This is a genomic window from Bradyrhizobium sp. CCGUVB23, from assembly GCF_024199885.1.
In the GTDB taxonomy this organism is placed as follows: Bacteria; Pseudomonadota; Alphaproteobacteria; order Rhizobiales; family Xanthobacteraceae; genus Bradyrhizobium.
The window spans coordinates 8,033,904-8,055,266 of record NZ_JANADQ010000001.1 but is presented as its reverse complement, the minus strand read 5'-3'; the positions used below and the strand labels follow the sequence as shown (position 1 = coordinate 8,055,266).

The following is a 21,363-nucleotide window of genomic DNA, read 5'->3' as shown; positions in this document are numbered from 1 at the left end:
CTTTCGCGGGCGATCACGGTGGTCTCGGTGGTCTGAGAGCTCTGCTGTGCCCCTACCCGATCACCCGCCCGAACTTGTTCGATTTCGGGAAGCCCTTCGGCGGCAGGCGGCCGGCGTCGGCGCGGGTGCCCTGCCACTCGGCGAGTTCCTTCATGGTCGCGCTGAACTCGCGGCCGGCAGAGTCCTTCCAGGTCAGCCCTGCCTTTGCGTCGAACACGGCGACGTCGGACAGACCGCCGTCCTTGTACTTCTGCAACCGCACGCCGCGGCCGCGGGCCATTTCCGGCACCTGATCGAGCGGGAAGATCAGCATCTTGCGGTTCTCGCCGATGACGGCGATGGTGTCACCGAGCACTTCCGTGACCGTGCGCGCCTCGTTCGGCATCTCGACGTTGAGGACCTGCTTGCCCTTCTTGGTGGTGCCGACGCAATCGTCCTCATTGACGATAAAACCCTGGCCCTCGTGGCTTGCGACCAGGAATTTGCGACCGCCCTTGTTGACGAACAGCGCGACCGGCGCGGCCTCCTGCTCGAGATCAATGAACAGCCGGATCGGCTCGCCATGGCCGCGGCCGCCCGGCAGCTTCGCAACATCCAGCGAGTAGAACTTGCCGTTGGTCGCGAACAGCAGGAGCTTCGAGGTCGTTTCGGCGAAGAAGGCAAAGCCGAGCTTGTCATCCTGCTTGAAAGCAAGCCCCGACAAATCCTCGACATGGCCCTTCATCGTCCGGATCCAGCCCTTGTCGGAGACGACGACCGTGACCGGCTCGCGCTCGACGAAGGCTTCCTCGATCGCGGCGAGATCGTGCTCCGGCGCGTCAGCAAAGGCGGTGCGGCGCTTGCCAAGCGGCGTCTTGGGCCCGAACATGTCGCGGACCTTGCCGACCTGCTCGCCGACCTTCTTCCACTGCTCGGTTTCGGAGGCGAGCAGGCCTTCGATACCCTTCAACTCCTTGCGCAGATCCCTGTCCTCATTGCGGATCTCCATTTCCTCGAGCCTGCGCAAGTTGCGCAAACGCATGTTGAGGATGGCTTCGGCCTGGATTTCGGTGAGCTTGAACGCCTTGATCAACGCCGGCTTCGGCTCGTCCTCGGTGCGGATGATCTTGATCACCTTGTCGAGGTTCAGATAGGCGACCAAATGGCCGCCAAGGACCTCGAGCCGGTGCTCGATCTGGCTCTTGCGGAAGTTGGAGCGGCGGATCAGCACGTCGCGCAGATGGTCGAGCCATTCGCGTAGGCACTCCGCGAGCCCCACAACCTTGGGGATGCGGCCCTTGATCAGCACGTTCAGGTTCAGCGGGATCTTGCTTTCGAGCTCGGTCAGCCGGAACAGCGACTCCATCATCAAAGCGGGATCGACGTTCTTCGACTTCGGCTCGATGACGAGACGGACGTCCTCTGCAGATTCGTCGCGGACCTCGCCAACCAGAGGCAGCTTTTTCTGGTCGAGCAACTCGGCGATCTTCTCGACCAGCCGCGACTTCTGCACCAGCCACGGGATCTCCGTGACGACGACGACCCAGGTGCCGCGGGCGCCTTCCTCCTGCTCCCATTTGGAACGGACGCGGAAAGAGCCACGGCCGGTAGTGTAGGCCTCCGCAATCGCCTGCTTGGAATCGACGATGATGCCGCCGGTCGGGAAGTCAGGGCCCTTCACCCACTTCAGGAGCGACTTGGACTTGGCATCGGGCTTTTCGATCAGATGCAGGGCCGCGTCGCAAAGCTCGGCCGCATTGTGCGGCGGGATCGAAGTCGCCATGCCGACCGCGATGCCCTGCGCGCCGTTGGCGAGCAGGTTCGGGAAGCCGCCGGGCAGGACCACCGGCTCCTTGGACTGACCGTCGTAATTGGCACGGAATTCGACGCCGTCCTCGTCGATGCCGTCGAGCAGAAGCCGCGCGACGTCGGTCATGCGGGCTTCGGTGTAGCGGTAGGCGGCGGGGTTATCGCCGTCGATATTGCCGAAATTGCCCTGGCCGTCGACCAGCGGATAGCGCGAGGAGAAGTCCTGCGCGAGACGTACCATGGCGTCGTAGATCGCCTGGTCGCCGTGCGGATGGAACGAGCCCATCACGTCGCCGACGATCTTGGCCGATTTCTTGAAGCCGGCGCCCGGGTCGAGCCTGAGCAGGCGCATGCCATAGAGGATGCGCCGGTGCACCGGCTTCAGACCGTCGCGCGCATCCGGCAGCGCGCGGCCCGTGATGGTGGAGAGCGCATAGGCGAGATAGCGCTCTTCGAGCGCATCGCGTAGCGGCACCTCGTGGATTTCAGCCGGCTTCTCCGGCGGTACCTGTCGTTTTCCCATGGGGAGGCGTTAAACCGAGACGGTGAATCGGGCAAGCCGCGAATCAAAATGCTCGATTTGGCGGGCTAACCTCCTCACAGAAAAAGGATTTGCAGGCCGATTCGGATCGGGCTCGCGCTACGCCGCCGCTTCGGATCGCAAATTGCGGACGCAAAACGGGCGAGGATCAATTGATTCCCTGTCGGCTACTATTGCCCGGCCCAGCCCGCGGTCACAGGCGGGGTGGCTTGCGGGCCCTTGGCCTGCGTCGGCGCATTGGCCAGACAGCGGCGCGCAGTCTCGATTTCCGCGTCCGTCGCGCCGTGGGATCGCGCCCATGTCTCCGCGGCGGCTGCCGAATATTTCGCAACATAGTACCGCACGACGGTGCAGGAGGCGCGGCGAAACAGGCCGGGCTGCTGCTCAGCAGCCATTGCGTCCGGCGCCAGCGCAAGCAGCGCGGCGGATACCACGAATCCTCTGATCATCTGGATGTCCCCGGTGGAACCACCCCGGCCAACCCAGTTAGCGTGATTTGGTTCCCGGTTTCAATAGCCGATCGGGCAGAGCAGAGACGCTCTCATGGCGAGCTGATCGCCCTCGCCTGCTGCCGCGTCAGAGCATTGAGGAAGCCGCTTCTTGCGTCCGAATGCCCCTGCCCGCGCGGCTCCAGCACGTGGCGGAGCAGGAACAGGCCGGTGAGCCGAAAGCCATCCTGAAGGTCCTGGTCCGTGAGCTCGCTCGCCGCCTCGCCCTGCCGCAGGAACGGTGGCAGGCGCAACAGCCGGTCGCGCCACGGCTCGCCGGCGGAGCGCGACACCGCGCCGCCGGATTTCGGCGAGACGTAGATCAGATCCGTGGTCTCGCCGGTCACCGCGCAATTCTCCAGCGCGAGGCCGAAGCCGAGTTCGGCGAGCATCGCGAGCTCGAAATGGATGATGTGCACGGCCGCCCCGCCGATGTCGTCGAAGTCATCGAGGGCGTGCTCGAGCTGCGCAAAGATCTCCTCATGCGGATCGCGCTCGGGCAACAGCCGCGCCAGCGAGGCAAGATGCGTGACGCCATAAACGCCGTGCGAGGACGCAAGCAGCCCCGCAGCCCGCAACCGCAGGCCCTCGATCGCATAGGTGCCCAGATGCTCGTCCAGCCGCGCCCGCCACACCGCGCGCACGCTGTTGCCAGGCTGGAGTAGCGGCCGCATCCGCGAACTGGCGCCGCCGCGCGCGAGCCCGAGATGCCGGCCGTGGGCGCGCGTCAGAAGCTCGACGATGGCGCTGGTCTCGCCATGCCGCCGCACCCCCAGCACGATGCCGTCGTCGGTCCATTCCATGGCAACGAGCTTACCGTATTTCGCGGGACCGTAGGGTGGGCAAAGCGAAGCGTGCCCACCGATTTGATCAATCAACACACGGCCAGTTGCGGTGGGCACGGCGCGCGAAGAGCGCGCCATTGCCCACCCTACGCATCTCTACGCATCTCTAGGCGTTGAACCAGCCCTGCGCGTCGCCGGTGAAGGAGAAATACAAGCCGATCGTCGTCAGCACGCAGGACACGATCTCGATGCCGCTGTCGAGCTCGATGCCCTTCTCGCCGATGATCTGCGCAAGCGAGATCACCGACAGCACGAGGGCCGCCGCCAGCACCCAGCGCGGCCAGTTCTTGCGCTTTTGTGCCGCCAGCCAGACGAAATAGACCAGCAGCAGGATCATCCCGCCGGCGATCAGCGTCGCGGTCGTGATCATCTGGTCCGTCATGTCGGGGTTCGGCGTGCGGTCCTGGAACGCAACCGACAGCGCATCCAGCATCAGCGATGCATAGAGCAGCACTTCGAAGCGCAGGACGTTGCGGGGCACGCTCATCACCAACCCATCTTCTTGTTCATTCTTTGGGGAATTCCAGGCCCATTTCCCGATAGCGGTCGGGATCGTCGCCCCAGTTCTCGCGCACCTTGACGAACAGGAAGAGATGCACCGGCACATCCAGGATCTGCATCAGCTCCTTGCGCGAGTCCGCGCCGATCGACTTGATGGTGGCGCCGCCCTTGCCGAGCACGATCTTGCGCTGGCTTTCGCGCTCGACGAAGATCGTCTGCTCGATGCGCACCGAGTTGTCCTTGCGCTCCTCCCATTTGTCGGTCTCGACCGTGGACTGGTAGGGCAATTCCTGGTGCAGCTTCTGATAGATCTTTTCGCGCGTGATCTCGGCCGCAAGCTGCCGCATCGGCGCGTCCGACATCTGGTCCTCGGGATAGAGGAACGGACCCGACGGCACCATCTCCGCAAGCGTCGTGCGAATGTCGTCGACGCCGTCGCCCGAGATCGCCGAGATCATGAAGGTCCTGGCAAACGGCATGCGCTCATTGGCGGCCTGTGCCAGAGCCAGCAGCTTCTCGCGCTGGACCAGGTCGACCTTGTTGATCACCAGGATCTTCTCGTGATTGACGCTCGCGGCCTTGGTGAGGATCGCCTCGGCCTCTTCGTCGATGCCGGTCTTGGCGTCGAGCAGCACGCAGACGAGGTCGGCATCATGCGCGCCGCTCCAGGCGGTGGAGACCATGGCGCGGTCGAGCCTTCGCTTCGGCAGGAAGATGCCGGGCGTGTCGACCAGGATGATTTGCGCGTTGTTCTCGATGACGATGCCGCGGATCAGCGCGCGCGTCGTCTGCACCTTGCGCGAGACGATCGTGACCTTGGCGCCGACCAGCGCGTTGACCAGCGTCGACTTGCCGACATTGGGTGCACCGATCAGCGCAACGAAGCCGCAGCGCGTCGCGGCAGGCGCCTCGCCACTTGCTTCAGCCGTCATTGCCGCCGCCAACGCCTTCGCGTTCGATCATCACTGAAGCTGCCACTTTCTCCGCCGCGCGCTTGCTGCCGCCGATGCCTTCCGCCGATGCCAGCCCCGGCAGATCCACGGCGACGCGGAACTGCGGATCGTGATGCGGCCCGGTGCGCTCGACCTCGCGATAGACCGGCGTCGGCAAGCCCTTCCCCTGCGCCCATTCCTGGAGCACGGTCTTGGGGTCGCGCAGGGGCCGCCGCGGCTTGTGCATGCGCTCGGTCCAGTTGCGCTTGACGAACTCGGCCGCGGCCGCATGCCCGCCGTCGAGATAGATGGCACCGATCACGGCTTCGCAGATGTCGCCGAGCACGGATTTGCGCAAGCGGGCGTCGGCGGCGGGACCGACACTACCGAGCTTGATGTCCTCGACGAGGCCAAGCAACTTCGCAACGTCAGCGCAACTCTCCTTGCGCACGAGCTCGGCGAGCCGCTTGGACAGCTCGCCTTCATCGGCGCTCGGGAAGGCGTGATAGAGCATGTCGGACACGACGAGCCCGAGCACATGGTCGCCGAGGAATTCCAGCCGCTGGTAGCTGTCGCCGCGCTTGCGTCCCGACTTGAGGGCAGAGACGTGCGTGATCGCCTGGATGAGCAGGTTCGGATCGGCGAAATTGTGCCCGATGCGCGCCTCGAGCGCCGCGTTCGCGCCCTTGGCCTTGCCGCTCCTCGCCCGCTTCTTCTTTGCGGGAGCTTTGGGAGCAGCTTCGGCGTCAGGGCTCGCAGCGGCCTCGATCGGTTGGATTGTGATGTCCTTGGCTTCGTCTTTCATCGGACGATTTTGAACATTCGGTTCCAGCGCACCGCCCAGGGCCAGCGCCAGAACATCCAGGCGTGCTCGCCTTCGGCGATGGAGAAGAAAATCATCTGGGCACGGCCGATCAGGTTCTCCTGCGGCACGTAGCCCACCGCCGACTGCACGCGGCTGTCGGTCGAGTTGTCACGGTTGTCGCCCATCATGAAGAAGTGGCCGGCCGGCACCGTGTAGACGTTGGTGTTGTCGTAGAAGCCGTTGTCGACGCAGTCGAGCGTCTCATAGGTGACGCCGTTCGGCAGCGTCTCCTTCCAGCGCTTCACCCGCGCGGTGGCGTCTGACGAGCCGCAGGGGTCTTCGCCGACGAAGTCGCTCAGGCGTTCGCGCTGCACCGGCACGTCGTTGATGTAGAGCAGCCCTTCCTTCATCTGGACGCGGTCGCCGGGCAGCCCGATCACGCGCTTGATGTAGTCGGTGGTGTCGTCCTTGGGCAGACGGAAGACGACGATGTCGCCGCGGTTCGGGTCCGAGCCGAAGACGCGTCCCGAGAACAGCGGCGGCGAGAACGGGATCGAGTAATGGCTATAGCCGTAGGAATATTTCGACACGAACAGGTAATCGCCGACGAGCAGCGTCGCCTTCATCGAGCCGGAGGGAATATTGAACGGCTGGAACAGGAAGGTGCGGATCACCAGCGCGATCAGGAGAGCGTGGATGACGACCCGGACGGTTTCGCCGAGGCCGCTCTCAGATTTGGTTCCTGAAGTCACGCTCATTGCTTTCCCAATTCCGGTCCCGCGGTCACGGAACGCCCGTTCCCGCGCATAGCCCCGTCGCTTTGCGGCGTAAGGAGATTGTCCTGATTCTGATAGTGGGGGCCAATTCCGGCGTAAAGCCGAATTCGCCCCGGCTGATTTGTGCCGGCGAACTTTTAGACGGTTGTCAGCAGCCACGCAATCAAGGGGCGCATCAACAATATATAAGTCATTGAATTTATTATATTACTTTAATTCTTCGGCCGACAGATCAAGGTTTCGCCAGCGGCACCGCTGAAATGACGACGAAGGCCTGGGCGAGCGGCCAGTCGTCGGTGATCGACAGGTCGATCCGCGCTTCGAAGCCCTCCGGCGTCAGCGCGTTCAACCGGGCCAGCGCACCGCCGGTCAGTTGCATGGTCGGCCGCCCCCCGGGCAGGTTGACCACCCCCATGTCGCGCCACCAGATGCCGCGCCTGATGCCGGTCCCGAGCGCCTTGGAGCAGGCCTCCTTGGCGGCGAAGCGCTTGGCATAGGTCGCGACCACCATCTTCTCGCTCTTGGCGCGGCGCTCCGCCTTGGCACGTTCGGCCTCGGTGAAGATGCGGTCGAGAAAGCGCTCGCCATGGCGTTCGATCACCTTGGCGACGCGGGTGATGTCGATCAGGTCGGAGCCGATGCCGATGATCATGCCCTGCTCCGGCCGCGGTCCATCGCGGCGCGCATGCTGCGCACCGTTTCGGCAAGGCCGACGAACAGCGCCTCGCCGATCATGTAATAGCCGATGTTCAGCTCGATGATTTCGGGGAGGCCTGCGATCTTCTCCGCCGTCGCATAATCGAGCCCGTGGCCGGCGTGGACCTCGAGACCTGCAGCGCGGGCCAGCCTGGCGCCGGCCACGATGCGCTGCCATTCGGCCTCGGCCTTGTCGGTGTGTCCGTCGACGACGGCGTCGCACCAGGCACCGGTGTGGATCTCGATCACCGGCGCGCGCAGCCGCGCCGCCATCTCGATCTGCTGGGGGTCGGCGGCGATGAACAGCGACACGCGGATGCCGGCGTCGTTCAGCCGAGCGATGAAAGGCGCGAGCGCATTGTGCTGTCCGACCACATCGAGCCCGCCTTCGGTCGTCACCTCCTGGCGGCGCTCCGGCACCAGGCACACCGCATGCGGCTTGGTGGCGAGCGAGATGCGCATCATGTCGTCGGTCGCCGCCATCTCGAAGTTCAGAGGCTTGGAGATTTCTGCCTTCAGTCGCGCCATGTCCTCGTCGCGGATATGCCGGCGATCTTCGCGCAAGTGTGCGGTGATGCCATCGGCGCCGGCCTCGATCGCCAGCAAAGCAGCGCGCACCGGATCGGGATTGCGGCCGCCCCGCGCGTTACGCAGGGTCGCGACATGGTCGACATTGACGCCGAGGCGAAGCGGAGGAACGGGCATGGCGAGGCTCACGTAGTCGGAGGGACAGGCAAACTCGGCCTATCCATTAACACGTTCGACGCGCGCGACGACCGCCTTCGCGCGCAACTGGGCTATGATCGCGCTCAGGTGCTTCAGGTCGTACACCTCGAGATCGATGGTCGTCTCGGTGAAATCCGGCGAGCGGCGCTGCATGCTGATATTGTCGATGTTGCCGTCGTGCTCGGCGATTACGGTCGCGATCTGCGCGAGCGCGCCGGGCTCGTTGACGTTCTCGACCTTGATGCGGGCCGGGAAGCGCTGCGGAGTGGTGTCCTCGATGTCCCAGCGTACGTCGAGCCAGCGCTCCGGCTCCTCCTCGAAATCCTTCAGGGCCGGCGACTGGATCGGATAGATGGTGATGCCCTCGCCCGGCGTGACGATGCCGACAATACGGTCGCCAGGCACGGCGCCGCCGTTCGGCGCGAACTTCACCGGCAGGTCGGAATTGATGCCGCGGATCGGGATCGCGGTCGGGGGGCGCGGCGTCCCCGGCACCACGGTCTCCTTGAGCTTGGCGGCCAGCCCCTTCTTGGCGTAGCGCCCGACCCGCTCTTCCTTGTAGTCGGGATACATGGCCCGCGCGACGTCGGAGGCCTTGATCTCGCCTCGGCCGACCGCCGCCATCACGTCCTCGATCGAGGAGCGGGCAAGGCGCGGCAGCGCCCCCTTCAGCTTGTCGTCGGCGTAGTCGATTTTGGCACGTTCGAACAGGCGCTCGACGATACGCCGGCCGAGGCCGGCATATTGGTCGCGGACTGCGGTACGGGTAGCACGCCGGATCGCCGCGCGCGCCTTGCCGGTTACGGCAAGCGATTCCCAGGCCGATGGCGGCGCCGATTGTGCCTCCGAGGTCAGAACCTCGACCTCGTCGCCGTTCTGCAGCTCCGAGGACAGCGGCGCGAACTTGCCGTTGATCTTGCAACCCACGGCGCTGTTGCCGACGTCGGTGTGCACCGCATAGGCAAAGTCGATCACATTGGCATGGCGCGGCAGCGCGATCAGCTTGCCCTTCGGGGTGAAGCAGAACACCTGGTCGTGGAACAGTTCGAGCTTGGTGTGCTCGAGGAATTCCTCGGGATTGGTGCTCTCGGAAAGAATTCCGACGGTATGGCGCAGCCAGGCAAACGCATTGGACTCGCGCTTCAGGAACTCCGTCGGCGAGCCGACGCCCTCCTTGTAGAAGACGTGCGCGGCGATGCCGCGCTCGGCGATCTGGTCCATTTCCTCGGTGCGGATCTGGAGCTCGACGCGCTGGTTGCCGGGGCCGATCACCGTGGTGTGGATCGAGCGATAGTCGTTCTGCTTGGGCGTCGAGATGTAGTCCTTGAAACGGCCGGGCACGACAGGCCAGGTGGTGTGGACGATGCCGAGCGCGCGGTAGCAGGCCTCGACGTCGTTGACCACGACACGGAAGCCGAAGATGTCGGACAATTGCTCGAAGCCGACCGACTTGCGCTCCATCTTGGTCCAGATCGAGAACGGCTTCTTGCGGCGACCGTAGACGCGCGCGCCAAGGCCCCTGTGGCGCAGATTGTTCGAGAGCTGAGCCTCGATCTCGCCGATCAAGTTGCGGTTGCGCTCGGCCAGCGCATCGAGCCGCTGCATCACCACGTTGTAGGCTTCGGGATCGAGGGTGCGGAAGGACAGGTCCTCCAGCTCCTCACGCATCTCCTGCATACCCATGCGGCCCGCCAGCGGCGCGTAGATGTCGAGCGTCTCCTCGGCGATCCGGCGGCGCGATGCCGGCGGCACGAATTCCAGCGTGCGCATGTTGTGCAGGCGGTCGGCGAGCTTGACCAGGAGGACGCGAACGTCGTCCGCGATCGCCAGCAGGAGCTTGCGCAGGTTCTCGGCCTGCTTGGCCTCGCGCGATACCAGCTCCAGCCGCTTCAGCTTGGTCAGGCCCTCGACCAGCGCACCGATCTCGGGGCCGAAGATCTGGTCGATCTCGGCGCGGGTCGCCTCGGTGTCCTCGATCGTGTCGTGCAATAGCGCCGCCACGATAGTGGCGTCGTCGAGCTTCAGGTCGGTGAGGATCGCCGCCACTTCGAGCGGATGGGAGAAGTAGGGGTCGCCCGAGGCGCGCGTCTGCGAGCCGTGCGCCTTCATGGCGTAGACATAGGCGCGGTTCAGCAGGTCTTCGTTGGTGTTCGGGTTGTAGGACCTGACGCGCTCGACGAGGTCATATTGCCGCATCATGCGCGCCCGCGGCTTTGAGGGCCGTGCCGTCGGCGCAGTCGGGGCCACGGCGACCGACTCGGTCGCGGCCTCCATCTGCGTAAATTTACGACGCCGATACACCATCTCTGCCCGCGTCTTCCTGCCTTCAAACGAACCAGGAAATGGCCCGTTGTATACATCCTAGCGCCGATCGTGCGCGTGTCCGACACAATCGGAAACGGCGCTCGCAAGCGCGCTCTGCCAGCGCTATGGTAACCACGAAAAGGTCAACAAAAGCAAAGGCCCGAACGCGGGTTCGGGCCTTTGATGAAATCAAAATTTCGTCGGCGCGGCGCGAGAACGATTACTCGTCCTCCTCGGGCTGCTCCTCCGGCGGCGCCAGGCCCTCGAGGCCCTTCAGGAGCTCCTCTTCCGTCATGCGTTCGACAGCGACCTCGGTATCGTCTGCATCGACGCTGGCGCCAGCGGAACCGATCAAAGGCACGGTATCGGGCTCAGGCTCATCCACCTCGACGAATTTCTGGAGGGAGTGGACCAGCTCCTCGCGCAGATCCTCCGGCGAAATGGTCTGGTCGGCAATTTCGCGCAAAGAGACAACGGGGTTCTTGTCGTTATCCCGGTCAACCGTTAGTTGTGAACCGGACGAAATCATGCGGGCGCGGTGGGCGGCCAGCAGGACGAGGTCAAACCGGTTGTCGACCTTGTCGATACAATCTTCTACGGTGACGCGAGCCATTAGACTGTCGCTCCGCTCTTGGGTGGGTCAAAACATGTGGATGATGCAGGCTAGTTATAGAGGCCGGGGCGGTTTCGCAAGATCATTTTGTGATTTGGTCTCGCCAAACGCCTTGGTTAACCCCACATTGGGGCTAGAATCGGCATTTCCCGGGTCGCCAAGGAGGGCGGCACCGGACGGGCCGACCGCCATAACTATACCTTGGTTTGCCCCGACTTCTCCGGATTTACGGTTTCGGCGGGTTTTGGCAGCCTCTTGATCTGCGCGGATTGCTGCCGTCGCGCCAACAATAAACGATTGAACACGAACACTACGCGAGCAACTGAATGTCACCTTCTCCAACCAACAAGATCGCGCTCTTCATCGATGGGGCCAATCTGTACGCGACGGCAAAAACGTTGGGTTTCGATATCGATTACAAGCGCCTGCTGAAGGAATTCCAGAGCCGGGGGACGCTTCTGCGTGCTTTCTACTACACCGCCATCATCGAGGATCAGGAATACTCCTCGATACGTCCCCTGATCGACTGGCTCGACTACAACGGCTACACCGTCGTCACCAAGGCCACGAAGGAATTCATCGACGCCAGCGGCCGCCGCAAGGTCAAGGGCAACATGGATATCGAGCTTGCGGTGGATGCCATGGAACTCGCCGAACACATCGACCAGATGGTGCTGTTCTCCGGTGACGGCGATTTCCGTTCCCTGGTCGAAGCCGTGCAGCGCCGCGGTGTCCGCGTCACCGTCATCTCCACCATCGCCAGCCAGCCGCCAATGATCGCCGACGAGCTGCGCCGCCAAGCCGACGTCTTCACCGACCTCGTCGAGCTCCAGTCCAAGCTTGGTCGCGACCCGTCCGAACGCCCGGCTCCGCGCGAGCGTGGCGACCGCGAAGCACGTCATCACGCCCCGCAGTTCCTCCAGCGCGCGACCACGATGGCGCCGAGGGGCGATGACGACTTCGAGGAGTGAGGCGGCCCGTTCAAGCCGCCAGGTCCCCACCGTCGTACCCGACCGTGACTGTCCGCTCTGTCCACGGCTGGTTGCCTTTCGCGAGGCGAACCGGGCGCGCGAGCCGTCCTGGCACAATGCGCCGGTTGCGCCCTTCGGCGACGTCAAGGCGCGCCTGCTGATCGTCGGTCTCGCACCGGGGATGCAGGGCGCCAACCGCACGGGTCGCCCGTTCACGGGCGACTATGCCGGCGACCTGCTCTACGCAACGCTGATCGAATACGGGTTTGCCAAGGGGGCCTATCAGGCGCGGCCCGACGACGGCCTGAAGCTTGTCGACTGCCGGATCGCCAATGCGGTGCACTGCGTGCCGCCGCAGAACAAGCCGCTGCCGGCAGAGATCAACACGTGCCGCACCTTCCTCGCCGCCAACCTCGAGACGATGCCGAACCTGCGTGCCATCGTCGCGCTCGGACGAATTGCGCACGATACCGTACTCAAGCCGCTGGGCCTGAAGGGTGCGCAGGCGCCGTTCGGTCACGGCGCGGTGCACCAGGCGGGCGCGCTCCGGCTGTACGACAGTTATCACTGCTCCCGTTACAACACGAACACCGGCGTGCTCACGCCGGAGATGTTCCGCAAGGTGTTTGCTAAGGTGAAAGCCGACCTCGACTAGACCTTGACTGGGTGGTCTTTCAGCCAGTGCAGCACGTCGCCGGCGTTTCGGTCGGGCGGAAACACCGGATAGAATACGTGCGTTATCTTCGCGTCGTCGATGATCAACGCAAGCCGCTTGATCAACGTCAGCCCGGCAACCTCCATCGTCGGCAGATTGAGTGCGCGGGTCAGCTCGAGCTTCTCGTCTGAGAGCACCGGGAACGGCAGATGCAGCCGCGAGGCCATCTCGGTCTGGTAGTCGTTGCTTTGGGTCGAGAGCCCGAACACATGGGACGTGCCGGCTGCCTTCAACTCGGCGAAGAGGTCGCGGAACGCGCAGGTCTGCGGCGTGCAGCCGCGCGCGCCGGGGATCATGTCCCAGTCGTCGACCAGCGCGATCTTGCCGGGCTCGCCTGTGCGCGGATAGCCGAAGACAACGGTGCGGCCGCGGAGCGCCGACAGCGTCACTGACGTATCGTCGGTCGCGCGCAGGCTGACCGGCGGGATCGTCATGCCCTTCAGATGCGTCGCGCCACCATCGTCTGTCGGCGCCGGGATCTTGCTCCAGTCGACCTCGAGCAGGTTTCTCTGGTTCATCGCCTCATCCCCTCGCCCGCATCAGCCGGCCCTTCTCCCGGCCCCAGTCGCGCTTCTTCACGGTCTCGCGCTTGTCGTGCAGCTTCTTGCCCTTGGCGACCGCGAGCTGCAGCTTCGCCCGCCCGCGCTCGTTGAAGTAAAGCTTGAGCGGGATCAGCGTCATGCCCTCGCGGTCCACCGCGCCGATCAGCTTGTTGATCTGCTTTCGATGCAGCAGCAGCTTGCGCGGCCGCTTCGGCTCGTGATTGAAGCGGTTGGCCTGGAGATATTCGGGGATGTTGGCGTTGATCAGCCAGATCTCGCCGTTCTTCGAATCCGCGTAGGATTCCGCGATCGTGCTCTTGCCGTTGCGGATCGACTTGACCTCGGTTCCGGTCAGCGCAATGCCCGCCTCGACCGTGTCCTCGATCGCGTAATTGAAGCGCGCCTTGCGATTTTCCGCCACAACCTTGATGGGGCGTTCGTTCTTGTCGGCCATGGCTCAGGTTACCAGATCGAGATGCGCGTCAACGCTAACAGGTTGGATGAAGCGCGCGCGTCAAGACTTCTTGAGGAGATCGCGGATCTCGGTCAGCAGCTCAACCTCGGCTGAAGGCTTCGGCGGAGCAGCAGGCGCGGCCTCCTCCTTGCGCTTCAACTTGTTCATGGCGCGGATCACCAGGAACAGCACGAAGGCAACGATGATGAAGTTGATCGTCAGCGTGAGGAAGCTACCCCAAGCCAAGACGGCACCCTGCTTTTTCGCATCCGCAAGATTGCCGGCGGTGACTGCCTTCGACAGCGGCGTAAAGTAGTTCGAGAAGTCGAGCCCGCCGGTGACGGCGCCGATCATCGGCATGATGACGTCGCCGACCAGCGAGTTGACGATGGCGCCGAACGCCGCACCGATGATGACGCCGACCGCGAGGTCGACGACGTTGCCTTTCATGGCAAACTCGCGGAACTCCTTGAGCATCTGCATGCCCTTTTCCTCGACGCTCATGAAAGCTCCCCGATTGGCTAGGGCGTCAGTTGATCAGGCCGGCATGGACCATGGCGCTGCGCACCGCGACGCGGGTCGGCTCGGACACCGGCACCATCGGCAGCCGCAGCGTCTCGTCCATCTTGCCGAGCAGCGACAGCGCATATTTGATCGGAGCCGGATTGCTCTCGATGAAGAGGTTGTTGTGCAGCGGCATCAACTTGTCGTGCAACTTTAAGGCGGTTGCGTGGTCACCCTTCTGCCAGGCGGTGTGGAATTCCGAGCACAGGCGCGGCGCAACATTTGATGTCACCGAGATGCAGCCATGGCCGCCATGCGCCATGTAGCCGAGCACGGTCGCGTCCTCGCCCGAGAGCTGGTTGAAATCCTCGCCCATCGCGGCGCGCTGCTGCGACACCCGCACCATGCTGGCGGTGGCGTCCTTGACGCCGGCGATGTTCTTCAAGTCCCACAGCCGCTTCATGGTGTCGACCGACATGTCGATCACCGAGCGCGGCGGGATGTTGTAGATGATGATCGGAATTCCAATCGCATCGTTGATCGCCTTGAAGTGCTGGTAGAGCCCTTCCTGGGTCGGCTTGTTGTAGTAGGGCGTCACCACCAGCACGGCATTGGCGCCCGCCTTCTCGGCGTGCTGGGCAAGCTCGACGGCTTCCTTGGTGGAGTTGGAGCCGGCGCCTGCGATCACGGGCACCCGCCCCTTGGCCTCCTGGATGCACCATTCGACGACCTTCTTGTGCTCGTCGTGGCTGAGCGTCGGGCTCTCGCCGGTGGTGCCGACCGGAACCAGGCCGTGGGTGCCCTCAGCGATCTGCCAATTGACCAGCGAGCGGAAAGCAGCCTCGTCCAGCGAGCCGTTTTTGAACGGCGTGACCAAGGCGGTAAACGATCCCCGGAACTTCGTCTTGGCTGCCATGGGCTTCCTCCGTACGCGTGCTGGCCTGAAAAGAGGCCCCTTTCATATCGGGTCTAACGGGCCGGTAAAAGGCCCGGTCCCAGGTGACGCACCGTTTAGGCCGCGATTTTGCCGCGGTGATGGTCCAAACACGGCCGCGGTAAGCGGCTGTTGGTATTTTTTCCGCATATTCAATCAAATACAGCTAGGTCTTGAGCCACTTGAACGATTCGGGGCAACGAAACTCCGTGACCTTCTTTTCCCATGCCACATGGCGATCCGCCGGTCTGGTTGTGTGCCTGATGGCTGGGCTGTCGGTCGGTTGCGCGGCCTTGGCCAAGTCCAATGAGACCACCGCGGACGGGACCAAGGACACAGCGAAGCCAGCCGCCAAGGATACCGCGAAGGGCCCAGCCAAAGGATCGGCCAAGGGAACGGATAAGGGAACGGATAAGGGAACGGGCAAGGACACGGCCAAGGGCGGCGCTGGCAAGGGAACGGCTGGCGCACCGGCCAAGGATGCCGCGAAGAAACCCGTCAAGGATGCCGGCAAAGAACCCGCAAAGGACAAACCCAAGCCTGCGGCCGGGGTGCCTGTGCCAAAATCACAGCCGACCGCCAACGGTTCGTCCCCCAAACCCGCACCCGTCCCGGCGGCGACGGCTGCCGTCAGACCAACCGCACCGGCTGCCGTCAAACCGATCGCAGCACCCGTGCTGGCTCCTGCGACCCGCCAGCATGCCGCACCACGCAAGCCCGTGACGCCGGCCGCGGTCGCTGCGACCTCATCAACCTCGCAGGCCGACAAGGACACGCTGGAGAACGTCATCGAGCTCGTGCGCAAGCACAGGCCGGGTGATGCCACCGACAACGCGGCCACGATCTCGGATCCGGTCGCGCGAAAACTCGCCGAATGGATCATCCTGCGCAGCGACGACAATGGCGCCAGCGTCGAGCGCTACCGTGCCTTCATCAGCGCCAATCCGAGCTGGCCGTCGCAAACCTTCCTGCGCCGCCGCCTCGAAGCCGCGCTCTGGGACGACCGGCGCGAAGACTCCGTCGCGTGGTCGTGGTTCGAGAACGAATCCCCGGTCTCCGCCAAGGGGCGCTTCTCGCTCGCCAGGGCGATGCTGGCGCGCGGCGACCGCGCCAATGCCGAGCGCCTCGTGCGCGAGGCCTGGCGCAGCGACCCGATGTCGGAGGAGACGGAGAACAACGCGCTCGACCAGTTCGGCGCGCTGCTCACGCCGGGCGACCAGAAGGCGCGAATGGACACGCTGCTCTATGGCAGCGAGCACGAGGCCGCGCTGCGCGCCGCCAAGCGGCTCGGCGCCGGCTATGTGGCACTCGCCAAGGCGCGCATCGCCTCCTACAAGAAGGCGCCGAACACGCGCGCTCTGCTCGAAGCCGTGCCGCACGAACTGCACGGCGATCCCGGCTTCATCTTCAGCAAGATCCAGCTCCTGCGCCGCGAGGAGAAGTTCGCGGAAGCCGCGCAACTGATGCTGTCGGCGCCGAAGGATCCGAACCGGCTCTACAATCTCGATGAATGGTGGATCGAGCGGCGCCTGATCGCACGCAAGATGATCGACACCGAGGAATTCCGCAGCGCCTATCTGATCGCGCGAGACGCGGCCCTGCCCTCGCGCGACATCTACAAGACCGAGCAGGAATTCACCGCGGGCTGGATCGCGCTGCGCTTCCTCAATGATCCCGCGGCCGCAGCCCAGCATTTTGCCCGCATTGGCGTCGGCAGCGTCAACCCGACCACGCTGGCGCGCGCCGGCTATTGGCAGGGCCGCGCGGCGGAAGCCACGGGCCGCCAGCAGGAAGCGCGCAACGCCTATGCCCGCGCGGCCGAGCAGTCGACGAGCTACTATGGCCAGCTTGCGCGGGCAAAGCTCGGCCTGCCGCAGATCGAGCTCAACAGCGCGCCGCGCGGCCGCGGCGCCGAGCGGCTGGAGATCGTGCGCGCGGCGCAACTGCTCTACGAGCTCGACGAGCGCGAGATCGCGGTCCCGATGCTCGCCGACATGGGGGAGAATGGCGACCCCGAAGCGCTTGCCGGCCTCGGCGAGCTGACCCAGCGCTACAGCGACGCCCGCGGCATGCTGCTGGTCGGCAAGGCCGCGCTCAACCGCGGGCTGCCCTTCGACTTCTACGCCTATCCGGTCAACGGCATCCCGCAGTTCAGCCAGATCGGGCCCGAGGTCGAGCGCAGCATCGTCTACGCGATCGCGCGGCAGGAAAGCGCGTTCAATCCGGCGGTGGTGTCGCCGGCGCAGGCCTACGGGCTGATGCAGGTGACGCCGGACGCTGCGCGCTACGTCTGCAAGCGACACGGCGCGACCTACGACCTGTCGCGGTTGAAGAACGATTCGGTCTACAACGCCACGCTTGGGGCGGCCGAGCTCGGCGGCCTGCTCGAGGACTACCGCGGCTCCTACATCATGACCTTCGCCGCCTATAACGCCGGCCGCGGCAGCGTGAAGAAGTGGGTCGAGCGCTACGGCGATCCGCGCGAATCCAAGATCGACGCAGTCGACTGGGTCGAACTGATCCCGTTCTCCGAAACGCGCAACTACGTGCAGCGCATCATGGAGAACCTTCAAGTTTATCGCGCGCGCTTTGGCGGCGGAACGCGGCTGCAAATCGACGCTGACCTGCACAGAGGCACGAGCGGCAGCGTCGAGTAGCTGGTCAGCGCCGCATCGAGCCTCGTGGCTTACCGCCCTCTGCGAATCCAGGCGCGGTTCAAGGAGAGCTACCAAGCCACTCGCGCGGCATTATAATTGGAAACGCCGCACATCGATTGGTCGACGGCACGAACCTGGAGGCGTGTCATGTTTCGCGTGATCTGCGCAGTGATATCGATGGCCCTGATCCTGTCAGGTATTGCGGCCGGCAGCTCGACGGCTCACGCCAGGAAACGTCACCATCCGGCTCCCCAGGCGGTCGCGCAGGATCGCTATTGCCTGCAAGGACGACGCTGGGGGTATCCAGGCAATTGCCCGTTCGCCACTTACAGCCAATGCATGGCGACGGCGTCGGGCACGATAGACGCCTGCGGCCTCAATCCCACCTACGCATTCAGGGAATGGCAGGGCCCCCGGTAATCCCTGATTGATCGCGCAAGCGCGCCGCGAGACCTGCGAGCCGCGCCGGCAATCGAAGCGCCACGAATTCCATCATCACCTGACCGGAACGGGCCTACCCGAGGGTGCCGGTGGGCGGACAACGCCTGTTGTGGTCGGCTGGGACCAATATGGATTGTCCATGCACATCGCCGACAATCCCGCCGCGGCCGCCTTACACGCCTCCCACGAGGGATAGCTGCAATAGATCGTGCTGCTACCGCCCCACTCCCACTTCTGGAGGCAGACGGGATATCTGGGATCGTATCGCTGGGCCATCGCTGGCGCAGGAGCGAGGATCGTGGCGCCGGCCATGATCACCGCGCCGAGCACGCCCGTCATCGCGGCCATCCGAATTGTCCAACTGCTCACCGTCGAATCTCCAGCTTCGCTCCTTTCACCGGAAAGAAGCCGTTACGTTCGAGCCAATATACGCCGCAACACCCGCAAAGAAAAACCCCGGCGGTTGCCCGCCGGGGTTCTCTGATCGGTCGAGAGATCGATCTTAGAAGTTGCGCTGAGCGCGGAGCAGCATGGTAACGCTGTTCTGGTCCCTCAGCTCATACAAAGCGCGTGGCTTTTGCAACGTGGCAGACGGCTGGATGTCCACCGTTCCCGAGTACCTCTGGTCCAAACGCGTCCAGTTGACGTCGGCGGTGAAGGCGAGGTTCTTGACCGGGGTCCAGACCACGTTGGCACCGACCACTGCAACGGCGAAGTCGGGGTTGCAGTTGCCGGTCAGACCAAGCGATTGCCGAGCGAAGAAGCAGATCGTGTTCGTGGCGAGAGAGCCGTAATCCACCACGCCATAGGCACCGTAGATGCCGCTCGCCCAGTTCGGGCTCCAGTTGTGGGTGTAACCACCGCGGAAGCCCCAGCTCTTCACCGTTTCAAGACTGCTATTCGCGAAGCCATTGCCGCCGGTGAATACCGCATCAGCAATGGCGGCAAACCCGAGGCTCTGGTAAGCACCAGGCACGCCCGTGCCACCAAACATCGCGATGGTGGTCGGGAACAAGCTCTGGAAGTTATAGCGCGTTGCACCGTCCGTATAGACGGCCTGCAAGTTGATCGAGTCGCCCGGTCCGGTCGGGATGTTCTTGATCGACAACGAACCCTGAACCGCCCAGCCAAACTTGGTGCCGGGAGAACCAGTGGACTCATTGGTACCGTAGTAACCCGGGGTATTCTCATGACCCACGACGGAGAGTTGGGCTAAACCCCAAGCTTGGTCAACGCGGACCGCACCGACGATATCCGGAACACGGGTGCCGGCAATCGTGGGCGCACCGTAACCGGTGAGGAAGCTGACAGTACCGTTGGGTGTGATGCTCGGCGTCGCACCACCCGGGAACGACAGGTTCCAGATGTTCGTCTGGTCATAGACTGTGGGGTCCTGCAACGCCACCGAAGCCGTGATGCCCTGACCGAAATCAGCCGTGTAAGCGACCTGGTTCACGCCGGTGACGTGGTTGGAACCGCCTGGCAACGTATCGGGACCGCCAGCCGGATAGCTCTGCCACGGAGCGTCGAAGATCGAGACCGTGCGGCCAAACGTAAATCCAGCGAACTGGATGAACGCGTGGTACAGACCGAGCGAGGCGCCGCCAATGGTACCGGTCGTGCTGTTGTAAACAGTCGTGCCGCCGACCGTGCCAGCGCCGACATAAGAACCACCGGTCCAGGTGAACACCATGTCCGCGTAGGTGCGCACGACGCCGTATTCGGTCGCGGTGCGGGTATCGACCGTGAAGTCCATACGAGCGCGGCTGGCCCAGTAGTTGCTCAGCCGGTTACGCGCGCCATCCGGTGCACCGGTCGCAAAGGCATAGTCGTTGCTGCTGCCGACCACAGTGTCTGCGCGGACATAGCCGCCGAACTTGATGCAAGTGTCAGTGCCCGGCATGTAGTAGAATCCGGCACCGTACAGGGAGCAGATCTTCACGTATTCGACCGCTTTGGCCTTCACGGGGAGATCGGCTGCCTGCGCTCCGCCCACGGCGATCAGACCCGCCGCTGAGCCGAGCAAAAGGCTCTTAACCAACTTCATGTTAAACCTCCAAGTTGCTCTTCAGGGAAGGTCACTGACCGGATGGCCAATTTCCCATTCCCGCTTTAAACACCGCTTAGCCGCTTCGCGCCTTCGGACACACCCGCATGAACGCGAGGGACTTAAGCGAACCACCTAAAACGGGACGACCTCGGGATGCCCCCCTCCGTCGCGTGGTCAGAATTACCGAACGACCTTGCACACACAACAAAAGAACGCTCCGAACCGGCCCTACAAAGCGCGTTTTCCAACGGGTGTTGCACAAATAACACGCAGATGTGATCACGGCGCGCATGTAAGTACTTGTTTTCCATATTCTTTTTGCAGCGGCTCCAAATGCTGTCAAAATTCCCTCCGTGAAGGGGGACCGAGCGCTTGCTGTCTGTGACGACGTCGCGACGCACTGGAATCGAAGAATCGGCAGCCGACTCGGAACGGAGGCTGGACGATCTCGTCGCCGCGCCGTTCGATCGCTGAGCGCACTGGTCTTTGACTAACGCGAGGCCGTTCCCCCAGGGCCAAGCGAGGACAGAGTGCTAGTTCCCGTGGGGGGCGAGCTGCCGCCGGCCGGACCTACCTGGACTCATATATATTGTGGGGTGATTTGAAGCGGTGGGCCGGAGTTCACGGCTGGCGGAGACGGAGGGATTCGAACCCTCGATAGGCCTTTACAAGCCTATAACGGTTTAGCAAACCGCCGCCTTCAGCCACTCGGCCACGTCTCCGGCTGTGCCGGGTATGCCCGACCCCGCGGCGAGCCGCAAGCGGCAGAATCGAGGCTAACGGGTTTCTTTGCACATGAAAGCTTTGACAGCGACCGAAGCGGGGACGGGTCGAGACTGGCTTGACGTCCGGAGCGCCGGCCGGCCGTCGTCAAGCACGCAGCGCGGGTAGCCATCGCGTCGGTTGGCCATCATAAATACGAATATTGTCGCGCGCAAAATCTCGGCACGAGCGCGGTTAGTTTCGTGGCTTGAAGCGCGGGCGGCGCGGCCGTTGTTCTCTCCAGCAAAGGCGACTAGAGTTTTTTGCACCCAGTTCGCCAAAGCACAGACCCGTCATCGCGGTCCGGAAACCCATTCA

General features: G+C 63.8%; 21 protein-coding genes and 1 tRNA gene. 4 read left to right on the top strand and 18 right to left on the bottom strand.

Annotation, left to right across the window (positions count from 1 at the left end; all coding sequences use genetic code 11):
- Nucleotides 1-52: 52 nt before the first annotated feature.
- The 11 genes from parC to rpoZ form a co-directional block, all read right to left on the bottom strand.
- Nucleotides 53-2,311: a DNA topoisomerase IV subunit A gene (gene parC, locus NLN62_RS37530; protein ID WP_254112099.1), complete on the bottom strand. Its 2,259-nt coding sequence runs from the start codon at nt 2,309-2,311 to the stop codon at nt 53-55.
- Nucleotides 2,312-2,499: 188 nt separating this feature from the next.
- Nucleotides 2,500-2,778, bottom strand: a complete 279-nt coding sequence (locus tag NLN62_RS37525) for a hypothetical protein (RefSeq protein ID WP_027522926.1) — start codon at nt 2,776-2,778, stop codon at nt 2,500-2,502.
- A gap of 92 nt (nt 2,779-2,870) precedes the next feature.
- Complete coding sequence (gene recO, locus NLN62_RS37520; RefSeq protein WP_254112098.1) at nt 2,871-3,620, bottom strand: DNA repair protein RecO; 750 nt, start codon at nt 3,618-3,620, stop codon at nt 2,871-2,873.
- 148 nt (nt 3,621-3,768) lie between these two features.
- Nucleotides 3,769-4,149, bottom strand: a complete 381-nt coding sequence (locus NLN62_RS37515) for a hypothetical protein (protein ID WP_254112097.1) — start codon at nt 4,147-4,149, stop codon at nt 3,769-3,771.
- Between the two features lie 19 nt (nt 4,150-4,168).
- Nucleotides 4,169-5,095 (bottom strand): GTPase Era, encoded by a 927-nt coding sequence (gene era / locus NLN62_RS37510; RefSeq protein ID WP_254112096.1) that lies wholly within the window; start codon nt 5,093-5,095, stop codon nt 4,169-4,171.
- The gene (gene rnc, locus NLN62_RS37505; RefSeq protein ID WP_027522930.1) at nt 5,085-5,900 is read right to left on the bottom strand and encodes a ribonuclease III; all 816 of its coding nucleotides are present in this window, start codon (nt 5,898-5,900) and stop codon (nt 5,085-5,087) included. Before rnc ends, era begins: the two co-directional genes overlap by 11 nt.
- Entirely contained in the window at nt 5,897-6,658 is a 762-nt protein-coding gene (gene lepB, locus NLN62_RS37500) for a signal peptidase I (protein WP_027522931.1), read from the bottom strand. The genes rnc and lepB overlap by 4 nt, the downstream gene beginning before the upstream one ends.
- Nucleotides 6,659-6,908: 250 nt before the next feature.
- Nucleotides 6,909-7,328, bottom strand: coding sequence for a holo-ACP synthase (gene acpS / locus NLN62_RS37495; protein ID WP_254112095.1), 420 nt, complete (start codon nt 7,326-7,328; stop codon nt 6,909-6,911).
- The gene (locus NLN62_RS37490; protein WP_254112094.1) at nt 7,325-8,077 is read right to left on the bottom strand and encodes a pyridoxine 5'-phosphate synthase; all 753 of its coding nucleotides are present in this window, start codon (nt 8,075-8,077) and stop codon (nt 7,325-7,327) included. Before NLN62_RS37490 ends, acpS begins: the two co-directional genes overlap by 4 nt.
- A 39-nt stretch (nt 8,078-8,116) precedes the next feature.
- Nucleotides 8,117-10,402 carry a bifunctional (p)ppGpp synthetase/guanosine-3',5'-bis(diphosphate) 3'-pyrophosphohydrolase gene (locus NLN62_RS37485; RefSeq protein ID WP_027522934.1) on the bottom strand — a complete coding sequence of 762 codons (2,286 nt, stop codon included), beginning with the start codon at nt 10,400-10,402 and terminating at the stop codon, nt 8,117-8,119.
- A gap of 220 nt (nt 10,403-10,622) precedes the next feature.
- The gene (rpoZ, locus tag NLN62_RS37480; protein WP_027522935.1) at nt 10,623-11,015 is read right to left on the bottom strand and encodes a DNA-directed RNA polymerase subunit omega; all 393 of its coding nucleotides are present in this window, start codon (nt 11,013-11,015) and stop codon (nt 10,623-10,625) included.
- A gap of 326 nt (nt 11,016-11,341) precedes the next feature.
- Here rpoZ and NLN62_RS37475 point away from each other — a divergent pair, with 326 nt between their 5' ends.
- Both NLN62_RS37475 and NLN62_RS37470 read left to right on the top strand, forming a co-directional pair.
- Nucleotides 11,342-11,986 carry an NYN domain-containing protein gene (locus NLN62_RS37475; RefSeq protein WP_027522936.1) on the top strand — a complete coding sequence of 215 codons (645 nt, stop codon included), beginning with the start codon at nt 11,342-11,344 and terminating at the stop codon, nt 11,984-11,986.
- Nucleotides 11,967-12,641 carry a uracil-DNA glycosylase gene (locus tag NLN62_RS37470; protein WP_027522937.1) on the top strand — a complete coding sequence of 225 codons (675 nt, stop codon included), beginning with the start codon at nt 11,967-11,969 and terminating at the stop codon, nt 12,639-12,641. The genes NLN62_RS37475 and NLN62_RS37470 overlap by 20 nt, the downstream gene beginning before the upstream one ends.
- Here the strand turns inward: NLN62_RS37470 and NLN62_RS37465 are convergent.
- The 4 genes from NLN62_RS37465 to dapA are packed head-to-tail and all read right to left on the bottom strand — an operon-like array spanning nt 12,638 to nt 15,117.
- The gene (locus NLN62_RS37465; protein ID WP_254112093.1) at nt 12,638-13,219 is read right to left on the bottom strand and encodes a peroxiredoxin; all 582 of its coding nucleotides are present in this window, start codon (nt 13,217-13,219) and stop codon (nt 12,638-12,640) included. The genes NLN62_RS37470 and NLN62_RS37465 overlap by 4 nt on opposite strands.
- 4 nt (nt 13,220-13,223) lie before the next feature.
- Nucleotides 13,224-13,697, bottom strand: coding sequence for an SsrA-binding protein SmpB (gene smpB / locus NLN62_RS37460; RefSeq protein ID WP_027522939.1), 474 nt, complete (start codon nt 13,695-13,697; stop codon nt 13,224-13,226).
- Nucleotides 13,698-13,757: 60 nt separating this feature from the next.
- A complete protein-coding gene (mscL, locus tag NLN62_RS37455) occupies nt 13,758-14,174 on the bottom strand; it encodes a large conductance mechanosensitive channel protein MscL (RefSeq protein WP_027522940.1) in 417 nt (138 codons plus the stop codon).
- 52 nt (nt 14,175-14,226) lie between these two features.
- A complete protein-coding gene (gene dapA / locus NLN62_RS37450) occupies nt 14,227-15,117 on the bottom strand; it encodes a 4-hydroxy-tetrahydrodipicolinate synthase (protein WP_027522941.1) in 891 nt (296 codons plus the stop codon).
- 281 nt (nt 15,118-15,398) lie between these two features.
- On the opposite strand from dapA, the gene NLN62_RS37445 reads away from it, so the two are divergent.
- On the top strand, nt 15,399-17,792 hold the full coding sequence (locus NLN62_RS37445) for a transglycosylase SLT domain-containing protein (protein WP_254112092.1): 2,394 nt from the start codon (nt 15,399-15,401) through the stop codon (nt 17,790-17,792).
- Between the two features lie 147 nt (nt 17,793-17,939).
- Nucleotides 17,940-18,212, top strand: a complete 273-nt coding sequence (locus NLN62_RS37440; protein ID WP_254112091.1) for a DUF3551 domain-containing protein — start codon at nt 17,940-17,942, stop codon at nt 18,210-18,212.
- A 75-nt stretch (nt 18,213-18,287) separates the two neighbouring features.
- On the opposite strand, the gene NLN62_RS37435 is transcribed toward NLN62_RS37440, so the two are convergent.
- From NLN62_RS37435 to NLN62_RS37425, 3 genes are all read right to left on the bottom strand, one after another.
- Nucleotides 18,288-18,602, bottom strand: a complete 315-nt coding sequence (locus NLN62_RS37435; protein ID WP_371933068.1) for a DUF3551 domain-containing protein — start codon at nt 18,600-18,602, stop codon at nt 18,288-18,290.
- A 133-nt stretch (nt 18,603-18,735) separates the two neighbouring features.
- Nucleotides 18,736-20,280: a porin gene (locus tag NLN62_RS37430; RefSeq protein WP_027522945.1), complete on the bottom strand. Its 1,545-nt coding sequence runs from the start codon at nt 20,278-20,280 to the stop codon at nt 18,736-18,738.
- Between the two features lie 631 nt (nt 20,281-20,911).
- Nucleotides 20,912-21,005, bottom strand: a tRNA-Ser gene (locus NLN62_RS37425).
- Nucleotides 21,006-21,363: the final 358 nt, after the last annotated feature.

What these genes read in the sequence shown, in the direction of transcription:
- NLN62_RS37485 (WP_027522934.1), bottom strand. Translation starts at nt 10,402, where the DNA reads ATGGTGTATCGGCGTCGTAAATTTACGCAGATGGAGGCCGCGACCGAG.
- NLN62_RS37445 (WP_254112092.1), top strand. Translation starts at nt 15,399, where the DNA reads ATGGCTGGGCTGTCGGTCGGTTGCGCGGCCTTGGCCAAGTCCAATGAG.
- lepB (WP_027522931.1), bottom strand. Translation starts at nt 6,658, where the DNA reads ATGAGCGTGACTTCAGGAACCAAATCTGAGAGCGGCCTCGGCGAAACC.
- NLN62_RS37515 (WP_254112097.1), bottom strand. Translation starts at nt 4,149, where the DNA reads ATGAGCGTGCCCCGCAACGTCCTGCGCTTCGAAGTGCTGCTCTATGCA.
- NLN62_RS37525 (WP_027522926.1), bottom strand. Translation starts at nt 2,778, where the DNA reads ATGATCAGAGGATTCGTGGTATCCGCCGCGCTGCTTGCGCTGGCGCCG.
- NLN62_RS37490 (WP_254112094.1), bottom strand. Translation starts at nt 8,077, where the DNA reads ATGCCCGTTCCTCCGCTTCGCCTCGGCGTCAATGTCGACCATGTCGCG.
- rnc (WP_027522930.1), bottom strand. Translation starts at nt 5,900, where the DNA reads ATGAAAGACGAAGCCAAGGACATCACAATCCAACCGATCGAGGCCGCT.
- NLN62_RS37440 (WP_254112091.1), top strand. Translation starts at nt 17,940, where the DNA reads ATGTTTCGCGTGATCTGCGCAGTGATATCGATGGCCCTGATCCTGTCA.
- NLN62_RS37475 (WP_027522936.1), top strand. Translation starts at nt 11,342, where the DNA reads ATGTCACCTTCTCCAACCAACAAGATCGCGCTCTTCATCGATGGGGCC.
- parC (WP_254112099.1), bottom strand. Translation starts at nt 2,311, where the DNA reads ATGGGAAAACGACAGGTACCGCCGGAGAAGCCGGCTGAAATCCACGAG.
- era (WP_254112096.1), bottom strand. Translation starts at nt 5,095, where the DNA reads ATGACGGCTGAAGCAAGTGGCGAGGCGCCTGCCGCGACGCGCTGCGGC.
- dapA (WP_027522941.1), bottom strand. Translation starts at nt 15,117, where the DNA reads ATGGCAGCCAAGACGAAGTTCCGGGGATCGTTTACCGCCTTGGTCACG.
- NLN62_RS37430 (WP_027522945.1), bottom strand. Translation starts at nt 20,280, where the DNA reads ATGAAGTTGGTTAAGAGCCTTTTGCTCGGCTCAGCGGCGGGTCTGATC.
- acpS (WP_254112095.1), bottom strand. Translation starts at nt 7,328, where the DNA reads ATGATCATCGGCATCGGCTCCGACCTGATCGACATCACCCGCGTCGCC.
- smpB (WP_027522939.1), bottom strand. Translation starts at nt 13,697, where the DNA reads ATGGCCGACAAGAACGAACGCCCCATCAAGGTTGTGGCGGAAAATCGC.
- recO (WP_254112098.1), bottom strand. Translation starts at nt 3,620, where the DNA reads ATGGAATGGACCGACGACGGCATCGTGCTGGGGGTGCGGCGGCATGGC.
- rpoZ (WP_027522935.1), bottom strand. Translation starts at nt 11,015, where the DNA reads ATGGCTCGCGTCACCGTAGAAGATTGTATCGACAAGGTCGACAACCGG.
- NLN62_RS37465 (WP_254112093.1), bottom strand. Translation starts at nt 13,219, where the DNA reads ATGAACCAGAGAAACCTGCTCGAGGTCGACTGGAGCAAGATCCCGGCG.
- mscL (WP_027522940.1), bottom strand. Translation starts at nt 14,174, where the DNA reads ATGCTCAAGGAGTTCCGCGAGTTTGCCATGAAAGGCAACGTCGTCGAC.
- NLN62_RS37470 (WP_027522937.1), top strand. Translation starts at nt 11,967, where the DNA reads ATGACGACTTCGAGGAGTGAGGCGGCCCGTTCAAGCCGCCAGGTCCCC.